Source organism: Prochlorococcus marinus CUG1435, from assembly GCA_017644375.1.
Classification (GTDB): domain Bacteria; phylum Cyanobacteriota; class Cyanobacteriia; order PCC-6307; family Cyanobiaceae; genus Prochlorococcus_A; species Prochlorococcus_A marinus_AH.
Window position 1 is genome coordinate 1,495,243 of record JAEPLP010000001.1, and the last position, 22,820, is coordinate 1,518,062.

The window sequence follows — 22,820 nt, forward strand, 5'->3', positions numbered from 1 at the left end:
TTATGAGTTTTGTCATTACTACGCCTTTATATTATGTAAATGATAAACCACATTTGGGAAGTGTTTATACAACAATAATTTGTGACGCCATAGCAAGGTATAAGAGGCTTATAGGCGAAGAAGTTATCTTTATCACGGGAGTTGATGAGCATGGTTTAAAAATACAAAGAACAGCTAATGAGAAAGGTATCGAACCAAAGACTCATTGTGATGAAATTTCAGAAATATTTAATATTAATTGGAAAAAGTGGGATATAACATTTGATAAATTCATAAGAACAAGCTCGAAAAAACACGAATTGGTAGTTAATGAATTTTATGAACGAGTTAAAAAATCAGATGATATCTATATGGGAGTACAAAAAGGTTGGTACTGTGTAGGATGTGAAGAATTTAAAGATAATCCAGAAAACTCATCAACATACAAATGTCCAATACATCAAAAGAATTTAGAATGGAAAAATGAGGAGAATCTTTTTTTCAGGCTATCGAAATACCAAGACCAAATTGAGAAAATAATCAATGAACCTTTCTTCATAGAACCAATTGAAAGAAGAAATGAAATTATAAATTTTGTTTCTAGAGGCTTAAAAGATTTTTCAATCTCAAGAACTAATGTCTCATGGGGCATTCCTGTCCCTGATTACGATAATCATACTTTTTACGTCTGGTTTGATGCTTTGCTTGGATATGTAAGTGCAATTAGCTCTAAGGATACGGATTGTTCATTACAAAAATCAATTAATAATGGATGGCCCGCAGATGTTCATTTAATTGGTAAAGATATACTTAGATTTCACGCCGTCTATTGGCCTGCAATGCTTCTCTCTGCTGGCATGACCATTCCTAAAAAGGTTTTAGGACATGGGTTTCTTACTAGAGAGGGTCAAAAAATGGGGAAAAGTTTAGGAAATGTTCTGGACCCTGACCTATTACTTTCTAAATATGGAAATGATCCTGTAAGGTGGTACCTAATCAAAGACATATCACTAGGTAATGATGGAGATTTCCAAGATAAAAGATTTGTTGACATTATCAATAATGACTTAGCTAATACAATTGGCAACTTACTAAATAGGACATCATCTATGTCTAGAAAATGGTTTGATAATAAGGTGCCAAATATTGAAAAGATATCAAGTGAAAATAAATTAGAGAATTTTGCCAAAATTGCAGTTGAAAGCTATCTTCATAAATTTGAAATTTACAAATTAGATTTAGCAGCCAATGAAGTTCTTAGCCTTGCGATTAATACAAATTTATATTTGAATGATAATGAACCATGGATGTTAATAAAAGAAAAACATAATTTAACTACCGTTCAAGAAATTATTTATAACGTGTTAGAAAGTACACGAATTATAGGATTATTATTATTGCCATTATTGCCGGGATTGTCATCAAAAATAGACGAACAACTTGGCTCTATATACAAAAAAGGTATTCCTTGGGAACAACAATTAAGATGGGGATTATTAATTAGTAATTCAAGTCTTCCTAAACCAACACCAATAATAAATAAGCTCGAATATGAATAGAATATATAGATTATTAATAATTTTCGTACCATTTTTTATTTTTGGATGCAAACTTAATGAAATTAAAGAATATAAAGTAATACAAAAAATAGATAATTTAGATATGAATATTTTCTCTAAGAGTGGAGAAAAATTATATTCAATTAGTAGTACAAACTCAATTTATAACAATAATGAATTAAAGTTTGAATTAAAAAAACCAACCATTAACATTTTTAAAGGTGATGAACCCAAATATATTATTAATTCAGATGAATCTACATTATCAGAGAACAATAATCTCCTTAAATTAAAAGGTAATGTGAAATTAAAAACACTTAAGCAAAATGAGGATTTTTTATATGCTGATAATTTTATTTGGAATATTGAAGAGGCTAATTATCTATTAGAGGGGAATATAAGATTTGAAAATAAAAATATCATATTAAATTCAGAAAAAGCCAGGTTGAGTTCAAATAACATAATAGAATTTTTTAATCCCGTAAAATATGTAATTAAGGACGATAATAATGAGAATAGATATGAAATAAATTCAGAAAATGCATATTATAACCTCAAAACAGAATCCGTAAGTTTTAAAGCAAAAGATAAAAGAGTTCGTTCAATAATTTATTTTTAAATATTATTTTTTTGAAAAATATTACTTATTTTTTTCGACCAGTTCTTTAACCATTTTTCATCAGACTTTGTAAAACATTTAGCACTCCAGCCACCTATCAATATAAAAGACTTATTATCTATAGGTACAACCAAAATAGATGGAATTTCGGCACAAAAATTATAAAATTCATCTCTTCCGGGATAAAATTTAGTGTTTGCCAACGATATTAATTTCATATCTTTTACGGATCTAAGACAAGTTTCCCCAGGTTTAAACTCATTACTTGAAGTAATTCCTCTTCTCAGGATATTGACTCCATCATTGTGGATTAATATTGATGCTGCTGCTGTAGAAGTTAATATCGCTTCAGAACCCCATGCAAGTTCATCAATAACTTCATCCGGCATGTTTCTATCAAAGAGAAACTTATTTTCTCCTTTTAAATCAGCTTTCTCGCCAGCTAAAGGTTCGAATTGTTTAAATAAGAAACCTATCAAAATAATAATTAATGAAGCTATTGCAGCTATTACTTGTGCTCTCTCAAGCTCAGGAGTAATTATTTCTATTGAAAAGAAATTTACTATCTGGAAAATAAAAAGTATTGTACCTATTAATATTAAAGATTTCCCATTGAATCCCATATATTAAATACGTTATTTCTATCTAAATTATGCAATTATTATATTGTTTAGTACGTTTAAAAATACTCAAACATATGGTTTTTAATATATAATTAACCAAAACCTTATAAAATGAACCTAAACATTAATAAATATCTTTTTTCTTTCATCATTACTTCTTTAATATTTACTCTTATTCCCTCTACTACGTACGCATTAGAATCTAATACTATATATAAATTTTTTGGTGTTACTCAACAAAAGACCATTATCAATTACGAAAAAAGTCAGCCTTCATCTATTGATAATCCCGTAGTTGATCCAAATTTTAACACTATGAGATCAAAAGATACGGATAGTTCAACCGCTATTTATATTGTTATTGGTTTATTAATAGCTGCAACAATTATTCCGTTAGCAACATGGTGGTATTTCTCTAAATAATAGAGAATTTATGAATGCAAATGATTTAAGCAATAGTGATTATTCCTCTCATATTATTTTTATTACAGGAGGTACAAAGAGTGGCAAAAGTGAATTCGCAGAGTATTTAGCAAAGAAGGTAAAGAAATTATCATATGTAGCCTTATCTGAAAACAATGTTGATGATAAAGAATGGCAAGATAAAATTAATTTACACCGAAAAAGAAGACCAAAAGATTGGAAATTAATAGAAACGACAGATCTACTAAATACATTAAGAATTGAAGAGGGTCCATTATTAATAGATTCGATTGGCGGATTTGTAATGGAAAGTATAGAAAGAGAACACAAAGAATGGTTAACAAAGATGCATTCACTAATAGTTCATTTAAAGAAAAGAAAAAGCATAACATTTATAGTTGGTGAGCAAGTTGGTTGGAGTTTGGTCTCAGAATATAAAATTGGTAATACTTATATTGAAAGAATAGGCGAGCTGCAAAAGAAAATTACAAAATTATCGAATGATAACTGGCTTGCAATAAACGGTAGAGCAATCAAAATAGATGATATAAGTTTAGAAATACCTACTTAAATTGGAAATCGCGCTTTTTGAACCTAGAATCCCCCAGAATACTGGTAATATTGCTAGAACATGTGCTGCATTTAATACCCCTTTAAATCTTATAGAGCCCTTAGGTTTTAAATTAGAAGACAAATATTTAAAAAGAGCAGGATTAGATTATTGGCCTTTAGTTACTTTTAATAAATATCTTAATTTTAATAAATTTTTGGAGTCAAAATTAAAAAAAAGAATAATATCTTTTAGTAAAAAAAATGGGATGTATTTGAAGGACTTTAAATTCCAGGAAGATGATGTTTTATTGTTTGGAAGAGAAGATTCTGGATTGCCAGATTGCATTATTGATAAAAGCGATTTTTTAATATCAATATTTATGCCAAATTTACAAACTGGAAACAATGATCAAAAAGGTGTTAGAAGTCTAAATCTTTCGGTAGCATGCGGAATTGCTATATATGAGGCTCACAAACAAATAAATTTTCAAAATGGTAATTAAGTACAACCAATGCCTTACAATATTTCCATGTCTCGGTAGCTCAGCTGGTTAGAGCGGCGGATTCATAGCCCGCAGGTCGCGTGTTCAAGTCACGCTCGAGACATTTTCAATACTTTTCGATTGAGGAACTTTAGTGAAATTTTTAACTGACTAAAACTAGTACAGAAAATAATGTTTAATTCACTCAGCACAGTCTTAGATGAAAAGAAATCTAAAGCAAAATATCCAGAAGCTAGGGTAATAGTTCTTGATGATAGTTTTAATACTTTTCAACATGTCGCAAATTGTCTTCTGACCATAATTCCAGGTATGAGTGAAAAAATTGCATGGGAACTATGCATCAAAGTTGACAAAACAGGATCAGCGGAAGTATGGAGAGGTAATCTTGAACAGGCAGAGCTATATCATGAACAACTCTTAAGCAAAGGATTAACTATGGCTCCGATTGAGAAAACATAAAATAATTAAGATTGATAGAAGATTTTTGGCTTATAAATGCGAACCGTTCAAGGGTTAAAAGATTTTCAAAAAATAAGCAAAATAAAGATAGATTTTTTGAATATATGTTTATTGATTCTGGAAGAATTATTGGTGTTTTAGGAAAAGAACCACCTCTTATGACAACAAGAGAAGAACTTAAAGTTGATAAAGCTAGAGATGAATGGAAAAAGTTTATCGCTCAAGGTTGGAGGAGAACCAAACCAGTTTGGGAAGACTCTTTATAACAAATATTATTGCTAGGATCTGCTATGTAAATTATAAGATTAAGCCTGTAGTTGACAGGTAAATTAAATGGCTTCAAAAGTAGCAAAGCCATTCGTTGTGTCTTCATTTATTTCACTTACTGCAATTTAGATTTAGAGTTTTTATATTCCAATTTTAAATCAAAAGTATATTTACATATTTATTGTATAAAAATTTTTTTATTGCTATTTTTTTAAAGCGGGCTAAAGATCTTTTCTCCACGAGGATTTAGTCCGCTGAATTTTAAAGATTCAATTTATTTTTTGATACCTCTTTGTTAAGCTGATTAGAAATATTTTCAAAAATACTTATAATTTCTTAATTTCTAATTTTCATTAAAAAGCAACCTCACATGAATCTTATAAGTGTGACACTATTCATTCAAAATATTGTTATTTTGGTTCATGACTCTCTTAAAATACTTAAACTCAATAAATTCATGCATCATTTTAATATTATCAATTAATACCTTTTTATTAACTGCATAATCGTCTCCATTACCTGGAGATTTATTATTTTTAGAGAATGTTTCTTGTTCAAAGGAAGAATTTATAAAATTATTTTTATCAATGCTACCAGAAACAAAAGACTCATTTAATACTCCTCTAGACCTTAATGCTTCTTCGACCAATATCCCTGTGACCTTTGACTGACTAAATTCATTAGCTGTACACAATTTCTCAATTATTTCATGAACTTCTTCACTTGGCAAAAAACCAATTCTTTTCCTCGGGGAGGGCATAATTATAAAAAAAAATTAGTGTCACACTTGCATATTATAAGTGTTGCACTATATTTGATTTAAGTCAACTAATTCTTGTTATGCATATTTTAATATTTCCTGCAGGATTTATTCTCTGGTATTTAGCCTATGAAGCAAAACCTATCTTTAATGATGAAGTCACACTTCATTGGGAAGAAAAAAATACAAATAAAAGAAATAAACTTCTAAATATAATCAATGAAAGCTTTTAAAAGTACTTTCAATAGATTTTGACCATTCCTTATGCTTATAATCTAGATCTGAGATTAACTGTTTTTGATAAGTAAATTTGAGTTGATTTTCGTTGAGAGATTTTTTTGTGATAATCATCTCTTTAGAAAAAAAATCAGGAGTATTAGAGCAACTAATTTTTTTTTTGACTTCCATATAAGTAATTCACCTTTTTTTTTTATATGACTCAAAAGGTTTTAGTCTTTATATTTTTATATTCTTTTTATATTTACTTAATATTTATTCGTAGCATGTTTGTAAAAATTATTAGTTTATTAAATAATAAAGGTTATATTTAAAAAAATATATGCTTTATTATGAATCTTAAGGAGAGAGGGATTACGGTTGGAGATTTACTAATATTATTAATAATAATCATTGCCTCTACAATATTAATTAAATCATTTAATAAGGATAAGAAAACAACACTTAATTATAGTAATCAAGAAAAAGTTTCACATAAGAAAAATTATTATCAAAAATTTATTTGAATAACATACATAAATTATTTATAAAATTATTAATTAGTTCATCTATCTCTTATTTAAATTTCAAGAATTCATAATTATCAAAAAATAAGTTTATGTATTTTAAATTTAATAAAATGATTTAGAACTTTCCCATTTTAAATTATCCTTTAAATCATTGATATCATTTGATATTGAAACCAAATTCACCATTTGTAGAATTTGAGATTTATTTAGTCTTTTAATAGTAATAAGTTTATTAAGCATTTCTAAAACAGATTTATCATTAATGTTCATTTTTTTATAAAAAAAACTATGATCCTTTATCTCATATACCTTATCTTATAATTTTAAAAATACTCTTAAAATTGCATTATATATTTAATACTAAATATAAAAAATTTTTATAAAATCATCAAATAAAAAAGCTCTTACTATTAATTAAAAATAACAAGCTCACTTTCTTATAAATTGGTTTATTGTAAGGAAGAAGAAAAAAAAAAAAATGAAAAACTCTAAGAAAGAATACCTTAATAGAGATGAAGTTAATGAGATGATTGAATCAGCTATTAGGAGACACAATAGAAGATCTACAATAATATCAAGTGTACTTGGCTGGATTCTAATAGGGGGTTACTCATTTGGACTTTTTCAAGCAGTACAAAATGTCTAATTAATCTTTTCTATTAATCTTCACTTGCTAGATGATAAATTTATATAAGTCAATCTATTATTATGAGGGAATATATTGAGGCAAATCTTATAGTAATAAGAAAGTATATAAAAAAAAGAAAAAAATCTACTTCAAAATTAAATAATGCTTCAATAATGGAAGAATTTAAAGAATGGAGCAAAGATCCATTACCTGAAAAAGAATCAATATGGACTTTACCTGACTTAACGAGTAATGAAAGACTTAAAAATTTTTGTCGATCAATTAAAAAGGAAATTAGATGAGTTTTTAACCGCCTAGTTGTATATGATTTACCTTTAGGTAAAAATAACCCGCAAATCCTACAATATTCAATATAATAACGAAAATCCAAGCTCCAATTGGCTGATTTGAATCAAATTTTTTTATCTTAACTTTATCCTTTAGTCTTTCAATATATTTAGCCATAAAAAAAATATTAAAAAGAATAATACTCATTATAAAGACTTGAGTTTACAGGAATCTTAAATTAAATAAAATTTCTTTTAATTCGAATTTTTGTTGTCAAGCCTGTTAATGGGGTATTTAATTAATTCCTTTTTGAGATTTTTTAAAAGTTTATTATGATTCAAAATTGTAAATTTCTTACTAAAGGAATAATGCCATTTCATAGAATTAAAAAAAAACTTGCTAATTCATTATTAATAAAATTATAATATTTAATACGGTCATTCAGACCATAAATATTTTAAATAAGGACAAATTTTTCATGAGCTTAAGAGTTGGCCAAGAAGCACCAGACTTTAGTGCTACAGCAGTATATGATCAAGAGTTTAAGGAGATTACACTTTCAGGTCTAAGAGGTAAATGGGTTGTTTTATTCTTTTACCCACTAGATTTTACATTTGTATGTCCCACTGAAATCACTGCATTTAGTGATAGATATCAAGATTTTTCAGCACTTAATACTGAAATACTTGGGGTATCAGTTGATAGCAAACACTGTCATTTGGCTTGGATACAAACTCCAAGAAATGAAGGTGGAATAGGTGATATTAACTATCCATTAGTTTCTGACCTAAAAAGAGAAATTTGCCAGGCCTACAATGTCCTTAATGATGATGGGGAGGCAGATAGAGGATTATTTCTTATTAATCCTGATGGAGTAGTTATGCATACGACTGTTAATAAGGCTCCTGTAGGCAGAAATGTTGATGAAACACTAAGGATTCTTCAAGGTTATCAATACGTTGCGGCAAACCCTGATGAAGTATGTCCTGCAAACTGGACACCAGGGGAAAAGACAATGTTAGAGGACCCCAAAGGTAGTAAGGAATATTTTTCTGCGCTATAGAAGGATTAGAAACTTTTAAGTAAGTATTGAATAGTAAATAATTATAAAAACATAAAAAATAAATATATTCAAAATGGGGATCATATCCCCTTTTTGAGGTTTGCATATAATCCAATCGCTTAAATTAGTTTTATATGATAAGAAAGACCACGTAAAAAATGAAATTTCTATACATAATAAGAATAAAAGATTTATTAAATTAAAGTTATTTAAACCAAAATATCTATAGATATGAAAATAATCATCAACATTAATATTTTTAATTTGTAAATGCCAAAGATAAAAAGATATCAAAATAAAATTTACCAATATTAATTTTTTTAATAAAAGCCTACATTTCCTAAAAATTAATAAAAAAGAAATTAAAAATATGAAAAAACTAAACTGATAAACATCTGGTTTTGGTAAATTAATTCCTTCAAGAAATAAATTAAATATAAGATCAAAATTTATATATATATATTCAGCTATAAAGTATGAGAGAAATATCAAATTTATTGCTACTAAGAATAATAATCTTTTGCCTTTAATGATATTTTTACTATAAATTTTATTCTTATTAAATTTATAGTATGTATAATTTTTTAAAGAGTTTAAACATACCAAAGATGGGCATATTATGCCGCTCAAATAATAAAGAATTGAATAAAAGGAAATATCACTAATATTAAATAAATACAAATTAAACCATTGTTTTTGTACAAATGGAAGAATTAGCAAGACTAAGATTGTAATTAATAACTCTGATGTATTGTTTTTAATTATCAAGAAAATATTATATTTTTTATTTAATTTAAAACAATTAAATCAAACTTTCAACAATTTAGAAGTTGTTAATTTAAAAACTTTTTTATCTATAGTTTCTTGATTTAAAAGTATATCAACTAATTTATCAAGTAAGAGTCTATTTTTTTTCAATATTTTTATTGAATTATTTAATGAGATTTTAGAAATCTTTATGATTTCATTATCTATTCTAGAACTAGTATATTCAGCCATGAGAGGCTTTCTTCTAAATAATCCATCTCCCAAAAAAATTTCATTATTATCAGAATCCATTGAAATTGGACCAATAATTGAAAAACCATATTTTGTGACCATTTCCCTTACGATATTCGTCGCATAAGATATATCGTTTATAGAGCATTGTGTAATTTCACTTTCACCAAAAACTATTGTTTCTGCAGCTCTTCCAGCTAGAGCAATTTCAATTTTTGAAAATAATAATTTTTTTGAAATCAAGCCACTAGAAACTACATCTTCGTCAGGACATATTTTTGTATATCCGCCTAAAGATCCAGATCTAGGTAAAATTGTAATTTTATCAACTGATTCAATTCCATTTCTCACAGCAGATACAATAGCCCTGCCTACTTCGTTATAAGCAATAATTTTCTTCATGTTTGGAGAAGTTATTAATGAACTTCTTAGGCCAATAGTAATTTTATCAAGAGCATTTTCTATATGAAGATCACTAATCAATTTAGATTCATCTCTTGCACAGTGAATAGCACTCTCATTCATCAAATTTGCAAGATCAGCCCCTGAAAATCCAACTGTTCTAGAAGCCCAATATCCTAAATCAACTCCGCTTGAAAGTGGTTTTGAAAGTGAATGTACTGAAAGAATTTTTTTTCTTCCATCTAAATCTGGAAGCATTACTTCTATCTTTCTATCAAATCTTCCTGGTCTTAATAATGCTGCGTCCAAAATATCTGGTCTATTTGTTGCTGCTAAAACAATAATCCCTGAATTATCAGCAAAACCATCTAATTCAGTTAGAAGCTGATTAAGGGTTTGTTCTCTTTCATCATTTCCACCTCCGATCCCAGAACCTCTTTGCCTACCAATAGAATCAATTTCATCAATAAATATTATACAAGGAGATTTTTCCTTAGCCTTAGTGAATAGATCCCGTACTCGACTTGCACCAACACCAACAAAAAGTTCTACAAACTCTGATGCCGATATTGACAGGAAAGGGACTCCCGATTCACCGGCAATTGCTTTAGCCAATAATGTTTTACCTGTCCCTGGAGGGCCAATTAAAAGAACTCCTTTAGGAACTTTTGCTCCTAGATTTTCAAATTTCTTTGGTTCTTTTAAAAAAGTTATTACCTCTTTTAATTCCTCAGCAGCCTCAGGGACACCAGCTACATCGTCAAATCTTGTTTCTACATCATCAATAGTTACAAATTTAGATTTATTTTTGGTAAAACCAAAGGCTCTGGAAGCCAATTTTGATGTACTCCTCATGATTAAGACTATTGCTAATATAAAAATCAGGAAAAGACTTATTGAAGTGAACGAATTAGCAGCCGAAGCTTCTTTTCTACTATTGTTAATGGTGAGATCGATTTTATTTTCAGTAGCTTTTTCAAGTATTAATTGATCATTATAAAGGATAGGTATTTTAAATTTATCGCCATTTTTGTACAGAACATCTATTTCTCTCTTTCTAGGATAGAAAAATATTGATTCTATTTTTCCCGTCTCCATATCATCTACAAGATCCGAATAACTTGATTTAGAATTTGAATATGAGAATTTTGATCTAAACACTAATCTTTATAAGTGATTAATAAAGCATATATGCTTATTTATAAAATTGATGTATATAAACAAAATATACTCAAAAGTTTTGGAGATAACCAGTTAAAGGTTATATTATTATATGGTAATAAAGAAACAGAATGGCTGTACCAAAGAAGAAAAAATCAAAAAGCAAAAGGAACCAAAGGCACGCTGTCTGGAAAGGGAAAGCAGCATTAGCTGCTCAAAAAGCTATATCTTTAGGTAAATCAGTTCTAACGGGTAAAGCTCAAGGATTTGTTTACCCTATTGATGAAGAAGAGGAAGAAGAGTAGTCTTTAAGATCCTAATTTAAATGCTTCTAGAATAACAGCATAAATTGCACCAATTCTTAATTTATCAACTACTGTCCATATATAGTAAAAATTTGAACTAGAGGAAGGCTTAATTCTTACAATAATTTCAATAAAGAAAATAATTATTGGGACCATAATTAATTCATTTTTACCTTCAGTTATAAATTTTGTAAGGAAATTGGCAAACAAAAAATAACCGGTCAAAACAGAAATTAGACCAATAGATTTAGTCCTCCAGGTATCACTTAAAAACCCAAAAAATAGATTATTTAACTGGTAGGTAATCCTTGAAAATTTAGTTTTCTGCATTACTAAAAGATACTAAATAATCACTTAGAAAGCTGTAGTCAACATATGTTTTTTTAAGTTTAGGGCCTTTAATTACATTTGCCACATTATTCTCATCACCAAGACTGTCTAAAATACAATCTAATTTAATATTTTCCTCAAGAACACTTGGAATATTTGAAGGAACAAAAATTGTCGGCAAGTTAGCCGCTAAGGAAGATTTCAATCCTGGGTTTGAGTCCTCGAAAACAATTGAGTTATTTTTGCTTATACCACTCAATTGAATTGCTTTTAAATAAGGGAAAGGATTTGGTTTCTTAAATTCAACATCTTCACTTGAAATAATAAACTCAAAAGGATTAAAGCCATTAAACAGATATTCAACAAGTAGATCAACTTGATTTCTTGAACTTGATGTAACAATAAATTGTCTTACTTTTTTTCTATGTAATTCATTAATTAATCTAAAAACACCAGTTTTTAGACTAACGCGATTTGTTTTTATAATTTCCAGATAATGAAACTGCTTTTTTTTATGAATTTTGAGAATTAAATCTTGCGATAAATTATAATTTTTTGTTTTAGAGTAATACTCTATTCTATTTTTCCCCCCATTTATTTTCAAAAGATTAATGTACTTATTAGTATCCCAATTCCAATCAATATTAAATTCCTTAAAGGCATTATTAAAAGCTGGCAAATGAGCCTCTAATTCTGTATTTGCAATAGTTCCGTCTAAATCCCAATAAACACCCTCGAGATAAGTCACTAAAAAGAATTTTCTTTACCTACGATAAAAAACTAGAGCAATTATTGCTGGTCCAGCCAGCGCAACTACAGCTAAAGGAATAAGTGTTGCCATGATTAATGAATATGTTTTGTGATACTATTTTTACAAATAAATAGATGAACTGTACTGATACGTTACAAGATTGAATTAAATTATGAAATCATGGACATGTATAGAAAATTGCGGAGCTTGTTGTAAATTCAACTTAGACGAAAGAAGCAGTCTGGCCGATAAACTTAACGAAGAAGATTTCGCTTTAATAAAATCAATGACAGCCAAGGATGGTTGGTGCAAGAATCTCGACAGAGAAAACAAAAAATGCTTAATTTACGAAACCAGACCTCATTTTTGTCGAGTAAATGATTTTTCTACAACTTTTAAAGGATATTTGAAATCTGGAGATAAATTTCTAATAGATTGCTGCAAACAACATATTTCATCAAATTATGGATATAGAAGTAATGAGATGAAAAAATTTAAAATGGCAGTGTCTAAAAAATGAACAGTAAACTAGAACAAAAGGAAAATAAAGTAGAAAAGAGTTTTTTATCTATATTTTTTACAACTTTTACAACAATTTTTATTGCTGAACTTGGAGATAAAACCCAGATTGCTACTCTAATGCTTTCAGCTGAATCGGGAAAGCCAACTATTGTCTTCCTTGGAAGTTCTTTAGCTTTAATAAGTTCTAGTATAGTAGGGGTTTTAATTGGAAAATGGTTATCAAATAAAATATCTCCAAGCAAATTTGCTTTATTTACTGGAGTTTTAATGATAATAATAAGTTTATTTTTAGCTTATGATACTTTTAAGAATTATCTATAAATGGTATTAAGTTTATTGCTATCAACATTTATTACGGTATTCATAGCTGAATTGGGAGACAAAACTCAATTAGCCACTTTAACTATAAGCGGCACTTCAAATAAACCATTAGCAGTATTTTTAGGATCTTCTTCTGCACTTGTTTTTGCAAGCTTACTAGGAGCGTTGACAGGTGGTTCTATTTCAAGTTTTTTACCCGAAGTAGCTCTGAAATCAATAGCCTCAATATCATTTTTTGTTATTGGCATAAGGCTTTTTATAAATTCATTGGATATCAATAAAGAAGAAAAAGAAGATAAAGAAAAAAATTAGTTTTTAAGCTTGGTTAAAAGGTGTAATAATGTAGTATAAACAACTTTATTAATTCATAATTTTTACAAATAACATGTTCTCTACATCTTCCATAATAGATAATTTAAATCAGTCAGAAGGCTTAGAATATAAAAAATTATGCAGATCATTAAAAATAACAAAGAAATCTGATAAAGATAAATTAATTATCGCTTTATCAGCCCTTGAAAAACTTGAAATAATAAATAAAAATGCAGAAAATCAATATACTTGCAAAACAGATAGCAAACATATTGTTGCCAAAATAAGATGTAGTAGCAAAGGTTATTGTTTTGCAGTGAGAGAAAATAACAAAGAAGATATATATATTAAAGAAAATCTACTTAATTATGCATGGAATGGAGATAAAGTTTTAGTAAGGATAATAAAAGAGGGTTTCAGAAGAAGATCTCCAGAAGGGATAGTTGATTGTATTCTTGAAAGATCAAATCAGATACTTCTTTCTAAAGTTGAAACTATAAACGATGAAGTATACGCAATTCCTATCGATGATAGGATTCTTTCTAAAATAAGACTTCCAAAAGAGGATAAGAGATACACCTATAAACAAGAAGATAAGAATGTAGTTAAAGTAAAAATAGATAGCTTTCCAATAGGTCAAGATCAAGGATTAGGCCATGTAATACAAGAACTTAAACTAAAAAATAATGAAGAATTAGATATAGATTTTGTGCTGTCTAAAAGCAATCTTCTTGATATAGGCGATGAAAATCTAATTGAATACAAGAAGATAGAAAAAAGGGAGAGGATAGATTTATCAGATAAAAACTCTTATATGTTTAAAAGTTGGGAATCTGAAAATTCCCCAATGCTCCCATTGATTCAAATAGAGCAAGAAAAAGATAGTAGTACAAAATTATGGATACATACAAGTAATCTTGCAGAAATAGTAGAGTTAAGCAATAAGAAATACTTAGAAATATTCTTTAATGGCTGTGAATCATTACCCTTGTTGAATAATTGGCGAAACTACCTCAATGAAGATATTAAAAATGCTTCTGAGTTTAAATTAGGTGTAAAGAAAGAAGCAATAAGTCTCTGCATGCATCTGGATAGCGATAATAAAGTAACTAAATGGTCATTTCATCTTACTTTAGTAAAATGTTCACTTATTGTTGGAACTGATCATACTGAAGCTCTTCTATCTAGAAAAAGTAAAGCAAGAATAACCTCACGATTATTGAAGCCCATAAAGGAACACATCCATGATTTGGATAAAATACTGGAAATTTCAACTTCATTCAGAAAAAAGCATCTCTCGGACGGTAACGTCGAAATCCCTGCGCCAATTAATAAAATAGAGTCATTAAATGAATTTTTTATTCACAACCCAGTTGAATATTCAAAAGGTTATTTTGAGCCTTTAAATAAAGAAGATTGCCAGACATACCTTTCCCCAATACTATATGAGGCAAGTTTAATATGGTTCAAACACTCAAATCAATATGGATTAAAGAGTGCTGGATACATTTCAAGGAATTTAGATTACATAAATGCAAATGATATAGTTAAATATTCAGAATTTGTTGGCAATGAGATAGAGCTAAATGAAGAGGGTAATTTACCTTTTAGCCAAATAATCAAATTATGCGACGATGATAATAAAAAAAGAATCTTACATAAACTTCTAATTAATGAATTTAAGGAAAATGAAGTAAATTTGATTTCTAAAAATTTAGATGAAGATCAATCAGAAAAACGATTTATTTCTCCCTGGACATTGCCAGGATATGACTTCACAAACCTTATGAATCAGTACTGTATTTTTAATATGATAATAAATGGTAAGAAATCAAAGAAAAACAACATCAAAGAAATAAATATAATGGAAAGTAATTCATGGGAGTTAGTAAATTGGGATATTTTTAATTCAGGAATTTCAAAAAATATAGATACATTATTCAATAAATTTGTAATAGATAAACTTAATGAATATAAGAACAAAATCAAACAATATAAATCTAATTTAATAAGTTTAAAGAAAGTAAGAAAGGCAGAAAAATTATTGGGCAATACATATAATGGTTTTATATTATCAGTCCAAAGTTACGGTTTTTTTGTTGAGATATCAGAACTAAATGTGGAAGGTTTGGTCCATGTAAGCACTCTTAACAATGATTGGTACGAATATAGATCAAAACAAAATTTATTGATTGGAAGGAAGTCTAAAAAATCATATAAAGTTGGAGATGAGATAGAAGTAAAAATTATTAAAGTTGATATTCTTAAATATCAAATTGATTTAGAATTAACATAAATAATTATTCAATGATAAATCTTGGAAATATTAGACAACTAAAAAATAAAGATAAATTCATAGTATGATTTTAAGGAAAAAATATTTTTTAATAACTATAATAATTGTAATAATTTTTCAAATATTATTATATACAAACAATAATCAGAGAACTTCCTTTAGATACTTTAAGTGGACCATTCAGGAGACAAGTATAGGAAAGTTGATAAGTATTTCATTCTTTTCAGGATTATTTATAACTACATTACTGAACTGTATAAATTCAAGCAATAATAAGAATAATAATACTTACGAAAATATAGAAGAAAATTATGAACCTTTAAATAATGAAGAATATGAAAAATCAGATATAGAGATGCCGCCTCAAAGGGATATTAGAGAAACACAGCCAACAATATCTGTTAATTACAGAGTAGTCAAAAATATTGATGATAAAAAATTCAAAAATAATGAAAATTCTTCAAATAATTCTTTTCAAAATGATGACTGGGGTAATAATGATGCTGATTGGTAGCAAACTTGATATTTTTCTTTATAAAAAGTTTTTATTTAATTATAATTAGTTAGGAAAGGATTTAATTCAATGGAAGAAAATTTAGGACAAAATAACAAAGTTACGAGTGAAAAATCTACAAATAATAATGATACATCTAACATGGAGGAAAAAAATATCTCAAACTCAGAAAAAATTAATAATCAAGAAAAGGAAATAAATATCGCAGAAAATGTTCCTAACTCAAATAACAATCTTATTTCTAGAGTAAATAACAAAAATGAGAATGAAAAACCAAGTATTCCTAAGCCAAAAAAAGAATTGCCTATAGAGAAAAAACCATTCCAAGAATTTATTAATAGTCATTTAATTCCCTCTTTAAAAGAAGAAATTAATCTAAGAGGATTTGAGATAAATCATATTAATCTCAAAAACACAAATAGACCAATCGCAGGAGATAAATGCTGGGTAATCAATTGTGAAATAAAGGATATTTGCAGCTTTTGGCTATCATTCGAGACGGATGACATTAGTTCATTAAAAAGCATTTCTATATCCAAACCAAATCAAAAACCTAGCATTATTGAATCATTTCTTATTGACGAAAAAAGAATAACCCTTAAATTGATTATTTCCCGTGTATTGCAAAGATTAAATGGTCAAAAATTAATAGGAGTTAATTAAAAAAGAATAACACCAAGTTAACTTTTCCCTCGAAAATACAAATAATAGTAAATAATAGTATTAACAAATGGTATTTAGATGTCTCAATCAACTATTGATTCTAAAAGTAAACAAAAATTAAATAACGGGAAGGTACCAGCAAAGGAAACAATCTTGTCTCCAAGGTTCTATACAACAGACTTTGAGGCAATGGAAAATATGGATTTATCCATAAATGAAGAGGAATTGGAAGCAATATGCGAGGAATTTAGGAAGGACTATAATAGACATCATTTTGTAAGAAATACCGAATTTGAAGGAGCCGCAGATAAATTAGATCCTGATACAAGAGAACTTTTTGTTGATTTTCTTGAAGGAAGTTGTACATCAGAATTTTCAGGTTTTTTACTTTACAAGGAGCTTAGCAAAAGGATTAAAGACAAAAATCCTCTTCTAGCTGAATGCTTTGCCCATATGGCCAGAGATGAAGCTAGACATGCGGGTTTCTTGAATAAATCTATGAGTGATTTTGGATTACAGTTAGATTTAGGTTTTTTAACAGCAAACAAGGATTACACCTATTTCCCACCAAGAAGTATTTTTTACGCTACTTATTTATCTGAAAAAATAGGCTATTGGAGATACATTGCAATTTATAGGCATCTTGAAAAAAATCCAGATAGCAAAATTTTTCCACTGTTTAATTATTTTGAAAATTGGTGCCAGGATGAAAATAGACATGGGGATTTCTTTGATGCACTGATGAAAGCACAGCCACGTACTGTAAAATCTTTAAGTCAAAAAATTACCATTGGCGGCTCTACCTTTACGCATCCACTATTTGACTACTTCCATAGATTTAGATATTTTTTGAATAATCATCCAATAACATCTAAGTTATGGTCTAGATTTTTTCTATTAGCTGTATTTGCAACAATGTATGCAAGGGATTTAGGGATTAAAAAAGATTTCTACAGTTCACTCGGTTTAAATGCCAAAGATTACGACCAGTTTGTTATTAATAAAACAAATGAAACAGCAGCTAGAGTTTTCCCTGTAGTTATGGACGTTTATGATAAATCTTTTTATGGAAGATTAGATAAAATAGTAGAGAATAATAAGGTTCTTTCCGATATCGCAAGCAGTGATGTAAATAAAGTATCCAAAACTCTTAAAAAATTACCTAAATATTTATCAAACGGTTACCAGTTATTAAGACTATACTTATTAAAACCTCTTGATAGCAAAGATTTCCAACCATCGATTAGATAATCTTTTTATACAGAGAAGATTTATAAAGTCATATGCTTTCTTCACAAATCAAATCAAATGAAATCATTTTTGGTGGTTGCAATAAAGATTTATTAGAAGAAATTATTTTCTATGGGATGGGATTTGGAGCTGATTTTGTAGAAATATTTATAGAGAATACAGATAACTCAAGCGTTCTAGCTGAAGAGGATTTCATTACAAGTGTAAGTCCATCATTTGGAAGGGGGGCTGGTATTAGAATCTTCAAAGATAAAAAGGATGGATTTGTAAGTACAAATGATTTAACCAAAGATGGCTTGATGAGGTCGGTATCTCAGGCTATTGAGATGTTAGACATAACAAATAATAAAAAAAGAGAAGTATTTAATGGTCTAGATAAACATAGGGATTATAGTTTATCCAAAAAAAAATGGATTAATGAAGTCCCTTCGATTCATGAGATAAGTGAAAAACTATTAGTCAGCACAAAGTCTCTTAAAAAAAATAATAAAATAATAACTAGAAAAGGAAGTTACTCAAGAAATCTGCAAGAAGTAACTATAGCCTCCAGCGACGGAACTTATGTCTCAGATATTAGGTTGCATCAAACAGTTGGACTCAATGTGATTGCTAGTGATGCCCAATATAGATCTAGTGGAAGTAGAAGATTTGGATCGTCAGGAATGCCTCATGAATTCAGATTATGGGATCACGAAAAAGCAGCTAATGATGTATTTGAAAGCTCAATGAACATGTTGTATGCAGATTATGTCGATGCGGGACAAATGCCTGTTGTATTAGCTAATAAATTTGGTGGTGTTATATTCCACGAGGCCTGCGGTCATTTACTTGAAACTACTCAAATAGAGAGAGGAACAACACCATTTGAGAATAAATTGAATGAAAAAATTGCTCATGAATCTGTAACAGCAATAGATGAAGGAATTTCAGAAGGATCCTTTGGTTCATTATCAGTGGACGATGAAGGTATGGAACCCGAAAAATCAGTTCTTATAAAAGATGGAATTTTAAAAAAATTCATATCCGACAGGGCAGGTGAATTAAGAACTGGCCATAAAAGAACAGGAAGTGGAAGAAGACAAAACTATTCTTTTGCTGCAGCTTCACGAATGAGAAATACCTATATAGCTAAAGGTGAATACTCGAAAGAGGATTTGATCAATAGTATTAGTGATGGTCTTTACTGCAAATCAATGGGTGGTGGCAGTGTAGGTGCTACAGGACAATTTAATTTTGCAGTAGAAGAAGGATATCTTATTAAAAATGGAAAATTAACTAATCCAGTAAAGGGAGCAACTTTGATTGGTGAGGCTAAAGAAGTTATGCCAAAAATATCAATGTGCGGAAATGACCTCGAATTAGCTCCTGGATTCTGTGGATCCATCAGTGGAAGTGTCAACGTAACTGTTGGCCAACCTCATATCAAGGTTGATTCAATCACTGTTGGCGGAAGATAGGATATGAATTCAAAAGAAATAACAACTCAAATTTCTGATGCTGCAGATTCCCTAAATCTTAAAAAATGGGATTATGGTGCAAGCTTTTCTAATGATTATTCTGTGCAAGTAGATAAAGGTGAGGCTAAACAACTTAAGGCATCACAAAAGCAAATTTTAACTATAAGAGTTTGGAACAAATTTAATTTAGTTGGTATTACAACAACTAGTGATATCAGTGAATCTGGTATAAAAAAAGCTCTAAATCAAGCAAATATTGCATCTGATTTTGGCAACAAGAATGAAAGAACAGAATTCTCACCACTAGCCAAGGATCCTATTGAAGTTAAGGACTCAAAAAAAAGAAATCCTGTTGGAATAAAAAAATTACTAACTCTTTTAAGAGAAGCAGAAGTAAAACTATTAGAAAGCCATGAATCCATAAAATCTGTTCCGTATAATGGTCTATCTGAGAGTTTTTATGAGAGAGTTTATGCCAATAGTGATGGTGCATTTCGGAGTTATACCAAAAGTCAAGCAGCACTTTATTTATATGCAAGAGCAGAAGAGAAAAATAAGAAACCTCGTAGTTCAGGTTCTGTAAAACTTGGATATGGAGTTGAAGATATAGATATAGAGTCGTGTATTAAAGACGCTTCTAATAAAACAATTTCTCATTTAAATTATTCCTCTATCAAAACTGATAAATACTTAATATGTTTTTCCCCAGAGTCTTTTTTAACAATCATTAATGCCTTTAGTTCAATGTTTAATGCTAGAAGCATTTTAGATGGAGTTAGCTTATCTAATAAAAATTCTATTGGAGAAAAACTATCTACAGAAGCACTTAATATTTATGATGATGGTCTTCACGAAAAGAATATTTCTTCATCACCATTTGATGGAGAAGGAACTCCTACCAAAAGACTATGTTTAATTAATAAAGGGAGAATTGAAAATTTTATACATTCTGAATCTACTGCAAGAATATTTAAAACAATTCCCACAGGCCACGCTGGACTAGGATCAAAAGTCTCAGTATCTCCTGATTGGATAGTAGTTGAGAAATCAGAGGAAAACTTTGATCTAAAAACATTATTTGATCACACTATTTATGAGGGAGAATTTGTTTATATTGAGGAATTAAATGCAATCCATGCAGGTGTCAGAGCAAGTCAAGGTTCATTCTCTCTTCCATTTGATGGATGGCTCTATAAAAACGGTAAAAAAATCTCAATAGAATCTGCAACTGTAGCGGGGGATATCAAATATCTTTTAAAGAATATAGTAAATATTGAATCAAAGCAGGAAGTAACAACAAGTGGAATTTCTCCACATATATGGGTAGATGAATTATCAATAACTGGTGACGCGTGAGAATTATATTCTGGGGAACACCTGAATATTCAATTGCGAGCCTTGATATTTTTATTAAATCTAAGCACGAGGTAATTGGAGTAGTTAGCCAACCAGATAAGAAAAGATCTAGGGGAAATAAATTAATATCCTCACCTGTTAAGAGCTTTGCCGAGCAAGAATCTATAAAAATTTATACTCCATCAAAAATCAGGGACAATATAAATTTTATAAATGAACTTAAATCACTATCTTGTGATTTATTTATTGTTATAGCTTACGGGAAAATATTACCCAAAGAGATATTGGAAATCCCAAAATTTGGATGTTGGAACGCACATGCTTCACTACTTCCAAGATGGCGTGGTGCAGCCCCAATCCAATGGTCACTAATAAAAGGCGATGAATTTACTGGTGTAGGAATTATGAAAATGAATGAGGGACTAGATACTGGTGACTTATTATTAGAAGAAAAAATTAAAATTGGTAAAAACGATAATTTAAATACTCTATCGGAAAAACTTAGTATTTTATCTGCAAAATTATTTATAAATGCCACATCAATACTCGAAGAAAATATTTATAAAAATACTCATTCTCAATTAACAAATCAAAATTCTCTTGGAAGAGAAATTACATACGCAAGAATGATTGAAAAATCGGACTTTAGAGTTGATTGGGGTAATGAGGCAATTGAAATATCTCAAAAAATAAAAGGATTATACCCTCGAGCAAATACGACTTTTAGAGGTAAGAACCTAAAAATACTTAAAATCAAAGTTTTAAGTAGTGATGAAATTAAAAATGAAAAATCCCTTTTCAAGAGCAATTATTCAAGACCAGGTATTATTATTGCTGTAATAGAAAATCAAGGAATAATAATTTCAACTAAAACTGATCCGATTATTTTGTTAGAAGCAAAACTTGAAGGCAAAAATATTTCTAGCAAAAAGCAATTGATACAACAGTTAAAGCCATCAGTAGGGGAATATCTCTCAGATTAAGTTTTAGAATCTTTTTTAGAGAATCCCCAAATGAAAGCAAAAAGAATCAAAAAATAAAAATAATAGTCTGGAAGAATAGATTCTTTAATTAAAGTATTTAGTAAAAGTTTAATCCCAACTATTAAAATTGCTACGTAACCGGCAGTTTCTAATCTAGAAAATATATCCAGAAGTTTTAGAAAAATCCCCGATGTAAATCTTAAAGCTAATACTCCAATCACTGCTCCAAATATAATTAATATGTATTGATCACTGATCGCTACTGCAGTAGTGATACTATCTATGGAAAAAGCAAAATCAGTAATTGAAAGAAGCGCTACAACCCTTAAGAACCTAAAATTATTTTTATTATTATCTGTTCCATTTTCAGTGTTTTCTATATCTGAATTTAAAAAAACGTTCGAGAAGAATAAGTATATTAAATATAAACCAGCGAAAACTCTAATAAGAATAAACTTTAGAAGAACATTAGATAATATGATCAGAATAATCCTAAATAATAAAGATATTGTTATTCCAATATTTAAGGCTCTTGACCTTAATTCTGAACTATCGAGGGATTTAGTAAGAGAAGCTAATGCGACAGCATTATCTGCCGATAATAATAATTCTAGAGCAATTAATATTGGTAAAAGTGTAAAGATTTCATACCAACTATCTACCTGATCAAGTGTGGGTATAAAAGAATTTATTGCAGCTGAATCCATCAAATATTATTCACAATCAGT

The 22,820-nt window shown here is 28.9% G+C and carries 32 protein-coding genes and 1 tRNA gene; 24 read left to right on the top strand and 9 right to left on the bottom strand.

Annotation, left to right across the window (positions count from 1 at the left end; genetic code table 11):
* Window positions 1–2: 2 nt before the first annotated feature.
* Together JJ844_08470 and lptC are read left to right on the top strand one after the other, a co-directional pair.
* Complete coding sequence (locus JJ844_08470) at window positions 3–1,538, top strand: methionine--tRNA ligase (GenBank protein MBO6975711.1); 1,536 nt, start codon at window positions 3–5, stop codon at window positions 1,536–1,538.
* Between the two features lie 37 nt (window positions 1,539–1,575).
* Window positions 1,576–2,157 (top strand): LPS export ABC transporter periplasmic protein LptC, encoded by a 582-nt coding sequence (gene lptC / locus JJ844_08475; GenBank protein ID MBO6975712.1) that lies wholly within the window; start codon window positions 1,576–1,578, stop codon window positions 2,155–2,157.
* Here the strand turns inward: lptC and JJ844_08480 are convergent.
* The gene (locus tag JJ844_08480; GenBank protein MBO6975713.1) at window positions 2,154–2,780 is read right to left on the bottom strand and encodes a cofactor assembly of complex C subunit B; all 627 of its coding nucleotides are present in this window, start codon (window positions 2,778–2,780) and stop codon (window positions 2,154–2,156) included. The two genes, lptC and JJ844_08480, sit on opposite strands and share 4 nt — an antisense overlap.
* 111 nt (window positions 2,781–2,891) lie before the next feature.
* Between JJ844_08480 and JJ844_08485 the strand changes: the two genes are divergently transcribed.
* The 6 genes from JJ844_08485 (at window position 2,892) to JJ844_08510 (ending at window position 4,983) form a co-directional block, all read left to right on the top strand.
* Window positions 2,892–3,203, top strand: coding sequence for a fusion glycoprotein F0 (locus JJ844_08485; GenBank protein MBO6975714.1), 312 nt, complete (start codon window positions 2,892–2,894; stop codon window positions 3,201–3,203).
* 10 nt (window positions 3,204–3,213) lie between these two features.
* Entirely contained in the window at window positions 3,214–3,774 is a 561-nt protein-coding gene (locus tag JJ844_08490) for a bifunctional adenosylcobinamide kinase/adenosylcobinamide-phosphate guanylyltransferase (protein MBO6975715.1), read from the top strand.
* A 1-nt stretch (window position 3,775) separates the two neighbouring features.
* The gene (locus JJ844_08495) at window positions 3,776–4,258 is read left to right on the top strand and encodes a tRNA (cytidine(34)-2'-O)-methyltransferase (protein ID MBO6975716.1); all 483 of its coding nucleotides are present in this window, start codon (window positions 3,776–3,778) and stop codon (window positions 4,256–4,258) included.
* A 29-nt stretch (window positions 4,259–4,287) separates the two neighbouring features.
* A tRNA-Met gene (locus JJ844_08500) sits at window positions 4,288–4,361 on the top strand.
* Between the two features lie 68 nt (window positions 4,362–4,429).
* A complete protein-coding gene (clpS, locus tag JJ844_08505; protein MBO6975717.1) occupies window positions 4,430–4,717 on the top strand; it encodes an ATP-dependent Clp protease adapter ClpS in 288 nt (95 codons plus the stop codon).
* Between the two features lie 11 nt (window positions 4,718–4,728).
* Entirely contained in the window at window positions 4,729–4,983 is a 255-nt protein-coding gene (locus JJ844_08510; GenBank protein MBO6975718.1) for a DUF1651 domain-containing protein, read from the top strand.
* 392 nt (window positions 4,984–5,375) lie between these two features.
* Here JJ844_08510 and JJ844_08515 read toward each other — a convergent pair whose 3' ends face one another.
* Complete coding sequence (locus JJ844_08515) at window positions 5,376–5,744, bottom strand: hypothetical protein (GenBank protein ID MBO6975719.1); 369 nt, start codon at window positions 5,742–5,744, stop codon at window positions 5,376–5,378.
* Between the two features lie 80 nt (window positions 5,745–5,824).
* On the opposite strand from JJ844_08515, the gene JJ844_08520 reads away from it, so the two are divergent.
* Window positions 5,825–5,977, top strand: coding sequence for a hypothetical protein (locus JJ844_08520; GenBank protein MBO6975720.1), 153 nt, complete (start codon window positions 5,825–5,827; stop codon window positions 5,975–5,977).
* Window positions 5,978–6,313: 336 nt separating this feature from the next.
* Window positions 6,314–6,487, top strand: a complete 174-nt coding sequence (locus JJ844_08525; GenBank protein MBO6975721.1) for a hypothetical protein — start codon at window positions 6,314–6,316, stop codon at window positions 6,485–6,487.
* Between the two features lie 105 nt (window positions 6,488–6,592).
* Here JJ844_08525 and JJ844_08530 read toward each other — a convergent pair whose 3' ends face one another.
* Window positions 6,593–6,760: a hypothetical protein gene (locus JJ844_08530; GenBank protein MBO6975722.1), complete on the bottom strand. Its 168-nt coding sequence runs from the start codon at window positions 6,758–6,760 to the stop codon at window positions 6,593–6,595.
* 208 nt (window positions 6,761–6,968) lie between these two features.
* Here JJ844_08530 and JJ844_08535 point away from each other — a divergent pair, with 208 nt between their 5' ends.
* Together JJ844_08535 and JJ844_08540 are read left to right on the top strand one after the other, a co-directional pair.
* Window positions 6,969–7,136 (top strand): hypothetical protein, encoded by a 168-nt coding sequence (locus tag JJ844_08535; GenBank protein MBO6975723.1) that lies wholly within the window; start codon window positions 6,969–6,971, stop codon window positions 7,134–7,136.
* A 62-nt stretch (window positions 7,137–7,198) separates the two neighbouring features.
* Window positions 7,199–7,420 carry a hypothetical protein gene (locus JJ844_08540; GenBank protein MBO6975724.1) on the top strand — a complete coding sequence of 74 codons (222 nt, stop codon included), beginning with the start codon at window positions 7,199–7,201 and terminating at the stop codon, window positions 7,418–7,420.
* A 4-nt stretch (window positions 7,421–7,424) separates the two neighbouring features.
* Here JJ844_08540 and JJ844_08545 read toward each other — a convergent pair whose 3' ends face one another.
* A complete protein-coding gene (locus tag JJ844_08545; protein ID MBO6975725.1) occupies window positions 7,425–7,583 on the bottom strand; it encodes a hypothetical protein in 159 nt (52 codons plus the stop codon).
* Between the two features lie 301 nt (window positions 7,584–7,884).
* Between JJ844_08545 and JJ844_08550 the strand changes: the two genes are divergently transcribed.
* On the top strand, window positions 7,885–8,469 hold the full coding sequence (locus tag JJ844_08550) for a peroxiredoxin (protein ID MBO6975726.1): 585 nt from the start codon (window positions 7,885–7,887) through the stop codon (window positions 8,467–8,469).
* Between the two features lie 807 nt (window positions 8,470–9,276).
* Here the strand turns inward: JJ844_08550 and ftsH are convergent.
* Window positions 9,277–11,031, bottom strand: a complete 1,755-nt coding sequence (gene ftsH / locus JJ844_08555; protein ID MBO6975727.1) for an ATP-dependent zinc metalloprotease FtsH — start codon at window positions 11,029–11,031, stop codon at window positions 9,277–9,279.
* 131 nt (window positions 11,032–11,162) lie between these two features.
* Here ftsH and JJ844_08560 point away from each other — a divergent pair, with 131 nt between their 5' ends.
* Window positions 11,163–11,336, top strand: coding sequence for a 50S ribosomal protein L32 (locus JJ844_08560; GenBank protein MBO6975728.1), 174 nt, complete (start codon window positions 11,163–11,165; stop codon window positions 11,334–11,336).
* 3 nt (window positions 11,337–11,339) lie between these two features.
* Here the strand turns inward: JJ844_08560 and JJ844_08565 are convergent, their stop codons facing one another.
* From JJ844_08565 to JJ844_08575, 3 genes are read right to left on the bottom strand one after another with little or no spacing between them, the layout of a single operon-like run.
* Complete coding sequence (locus JJ844_08565) at window positions 11,340–11,666, bottom strand: DUF565 domain-containing protein (GenBank protein MBO6975729.1); 327 nt, start codon at window positions 11,664–11,666, stop codon at window positions 11,340–11,342.
* The gene (locus JJ844_08570; protein MBO6975730.1) at window positions 11,653–12,414 is read right to left on the bottom strand and encodes an HAD-IA family hydrolase; all 762 of its coding nucleotides are present in this window, start codon (window positions 12,412–12,414) and stop codon (window positions 11,653–11,655) included. Before JJ844_08570 ends, JJ844_08565 begins: the two co-directional genes overlap by 14 nt.
* Window positions 12,415–12,429: 15 nt before the next feature.
* Window positions 12,430–12,507 (bottom strand): photosystem II reaction center protein Ycf12, encoded by a 78-nt coding sequence (locus JJ844_08575; GenBank protein ID MBO6975731.1) that lies wholly within the window; start codon window positions 12,505–12,507, stop codon window positions 12,430–12,432.
* A gap of 82 nt (window positions 12,508–12,589) precedes the next feature.
* Here JJ844_08575 and JJ844_08580 point away from each other — a divergent pair, with 82 nt between their 5' ends.
* The 10 genes from JJ844_08580 to JJ844_08625 all read left to right on the top strand — a co-directional run bounded on the left by JJ844_08580 (window position 12,590) and on the right by JJ844_08625 (window position 22,092).
* Window positions 12,590–12,937 carry a YkgJ family cysteine cluster protein gene (locus tag JJ844_08580; GenBank protein MBO6975732.1) on the top strand — a complete coding sequence of 116 codons (348 nt, stop codon included), beginning with the start codon at window positions 12,590–12,592 and terminating at the stop codon, window positions 12,935–12,937.
* Window positions 12,934–13,260, top strand: a complete 327-nt coding sequence (locus tag JJ844_08585) for a TMEM165/GDT1 family protein (protein ID MBO6975733.1) — start codon at window positions 12,934–12,936, stop codon at window positions 13,258–13,260. The genes JJ844_08580 and JJ844_08585 overlap by 4 nt, the downstream gene beginning before the upstream one ends.
* The gene (locus JJ844_08590) at window positions 13,261–13,572 is read left to right on the top strand and encodes a TMEM165/GDT1 family protein (protein MBO6975734.1); all 312 of its coding nucleotides are present in this window, start codon (window positions 13,261–13,263) and stop codon (window positions 13,570–13,572) included.
* Window positions 13,573–13,645: 73 nt separating this feature from the next.
* Window positions 13,646–15,868 carry a S1 RNA-binding domain-containing protein gene (locus JJ844_08595; GenBank protein ID MBO6975735.1) on the top strand — a complete coding sequence of 741 codons (2,223 nt, stop codon included), beginning with the start codon at window positions 13,646–13,648 and terminating at the stop codon, window positions 15,866–15,868.
* Between the two features lie 67 nt (window positions 15,869–15,935).
* Complete coding sequence (locus JJ844_08600; protein MBO6975736.1) at window positions 15,936–16,382, top strand: hypothetical protein; 447 nt, start codon at window positions 15,936–15,938, stop codon at window positions 16,380–16,382.
* A 69-nt stretch (window positions 16,383–16,451) separates the two neighbouring features.
* Window positions 16,452–17,045, top strand: coding sequence for a DUF2996 domain-containing protein (locus JJ844_08605; GenBank protein MBO6975737.1), 594 nt, complete (start codon window positions 16,452–16,454; stop codon window positions 17,043–17,045).
* A gap of 78 nt (window positions 17,046–17,123) precedes the next feature.
* The gene (gene acsF, locus JJ844_08610; GenBank protein MBO6975738.1) at window positions 17,124–18,296 is read left to right on the top strand and encodes a magnesium-protoporphyrin IX monomethyl ester (oxidative) cyclase; all 1,173 of its coding nucleotides are present in this window, start codon (window positions 17,124–17,126) and stop codon (window positions 18,294–18,296) included.
* A gap of 32 nt (window positions 18,297–18,328) precedes the next feature.
* Window positions 18,329–19,753 (top strand): TldD/PmbA family protein, encoded by a 1,425-nt coding sequence (locus tag JJ844_08615; protein MBO6975739.1) that lies wholly within the window; start codon window positions 18,329–18,331, stop codon window positions 19,751–19,753.
* A gap of 3 nt (window positions 19,754–19,756) precedes the next feature.
* Entirely contained in the window at window positions 19,757–21,109 is a 1,353-nt protein-coding gene (locus tag JJ844_08620; GenBank protein MBO6975740.1) for a TldD/PmbA family protein, read from the top strand.
* Complete coding sequence (locus tag JJ844_08625) at window positions 21,106–22,092, top strand: methionyl-tRNA formyltransferase (GenBank protein ID MBO6975741.1); 987 nt, start codon at window positions 21,106–21,108, stop codon at window positions 22,090–22,092. The genes JJ844_08620 and JJ844_08625 overlap by 4 nt, the downstream gene beginning before the upstream one ends.
* On the opposite strand, the gene JJ844_08630 is transcribed toward JJ844_08625, so the two are convergent.
* Window positions 22,089–22,799, bottom strand: coding sequence for a hypothetical protein (locus JJ844_08630; GenBank protein ID MBO6975742.1), 711 nt, complete (start codon window positions 22,797–22,799; stop codon window positions 22,089–22,091). The two genes, JJ844_08625 and JJ844_08630, sit on opposite strands and share 4 nt — an antisense overlap.
* Window positions 22,800–22,820: the final 21 nt, after the last annotated feature.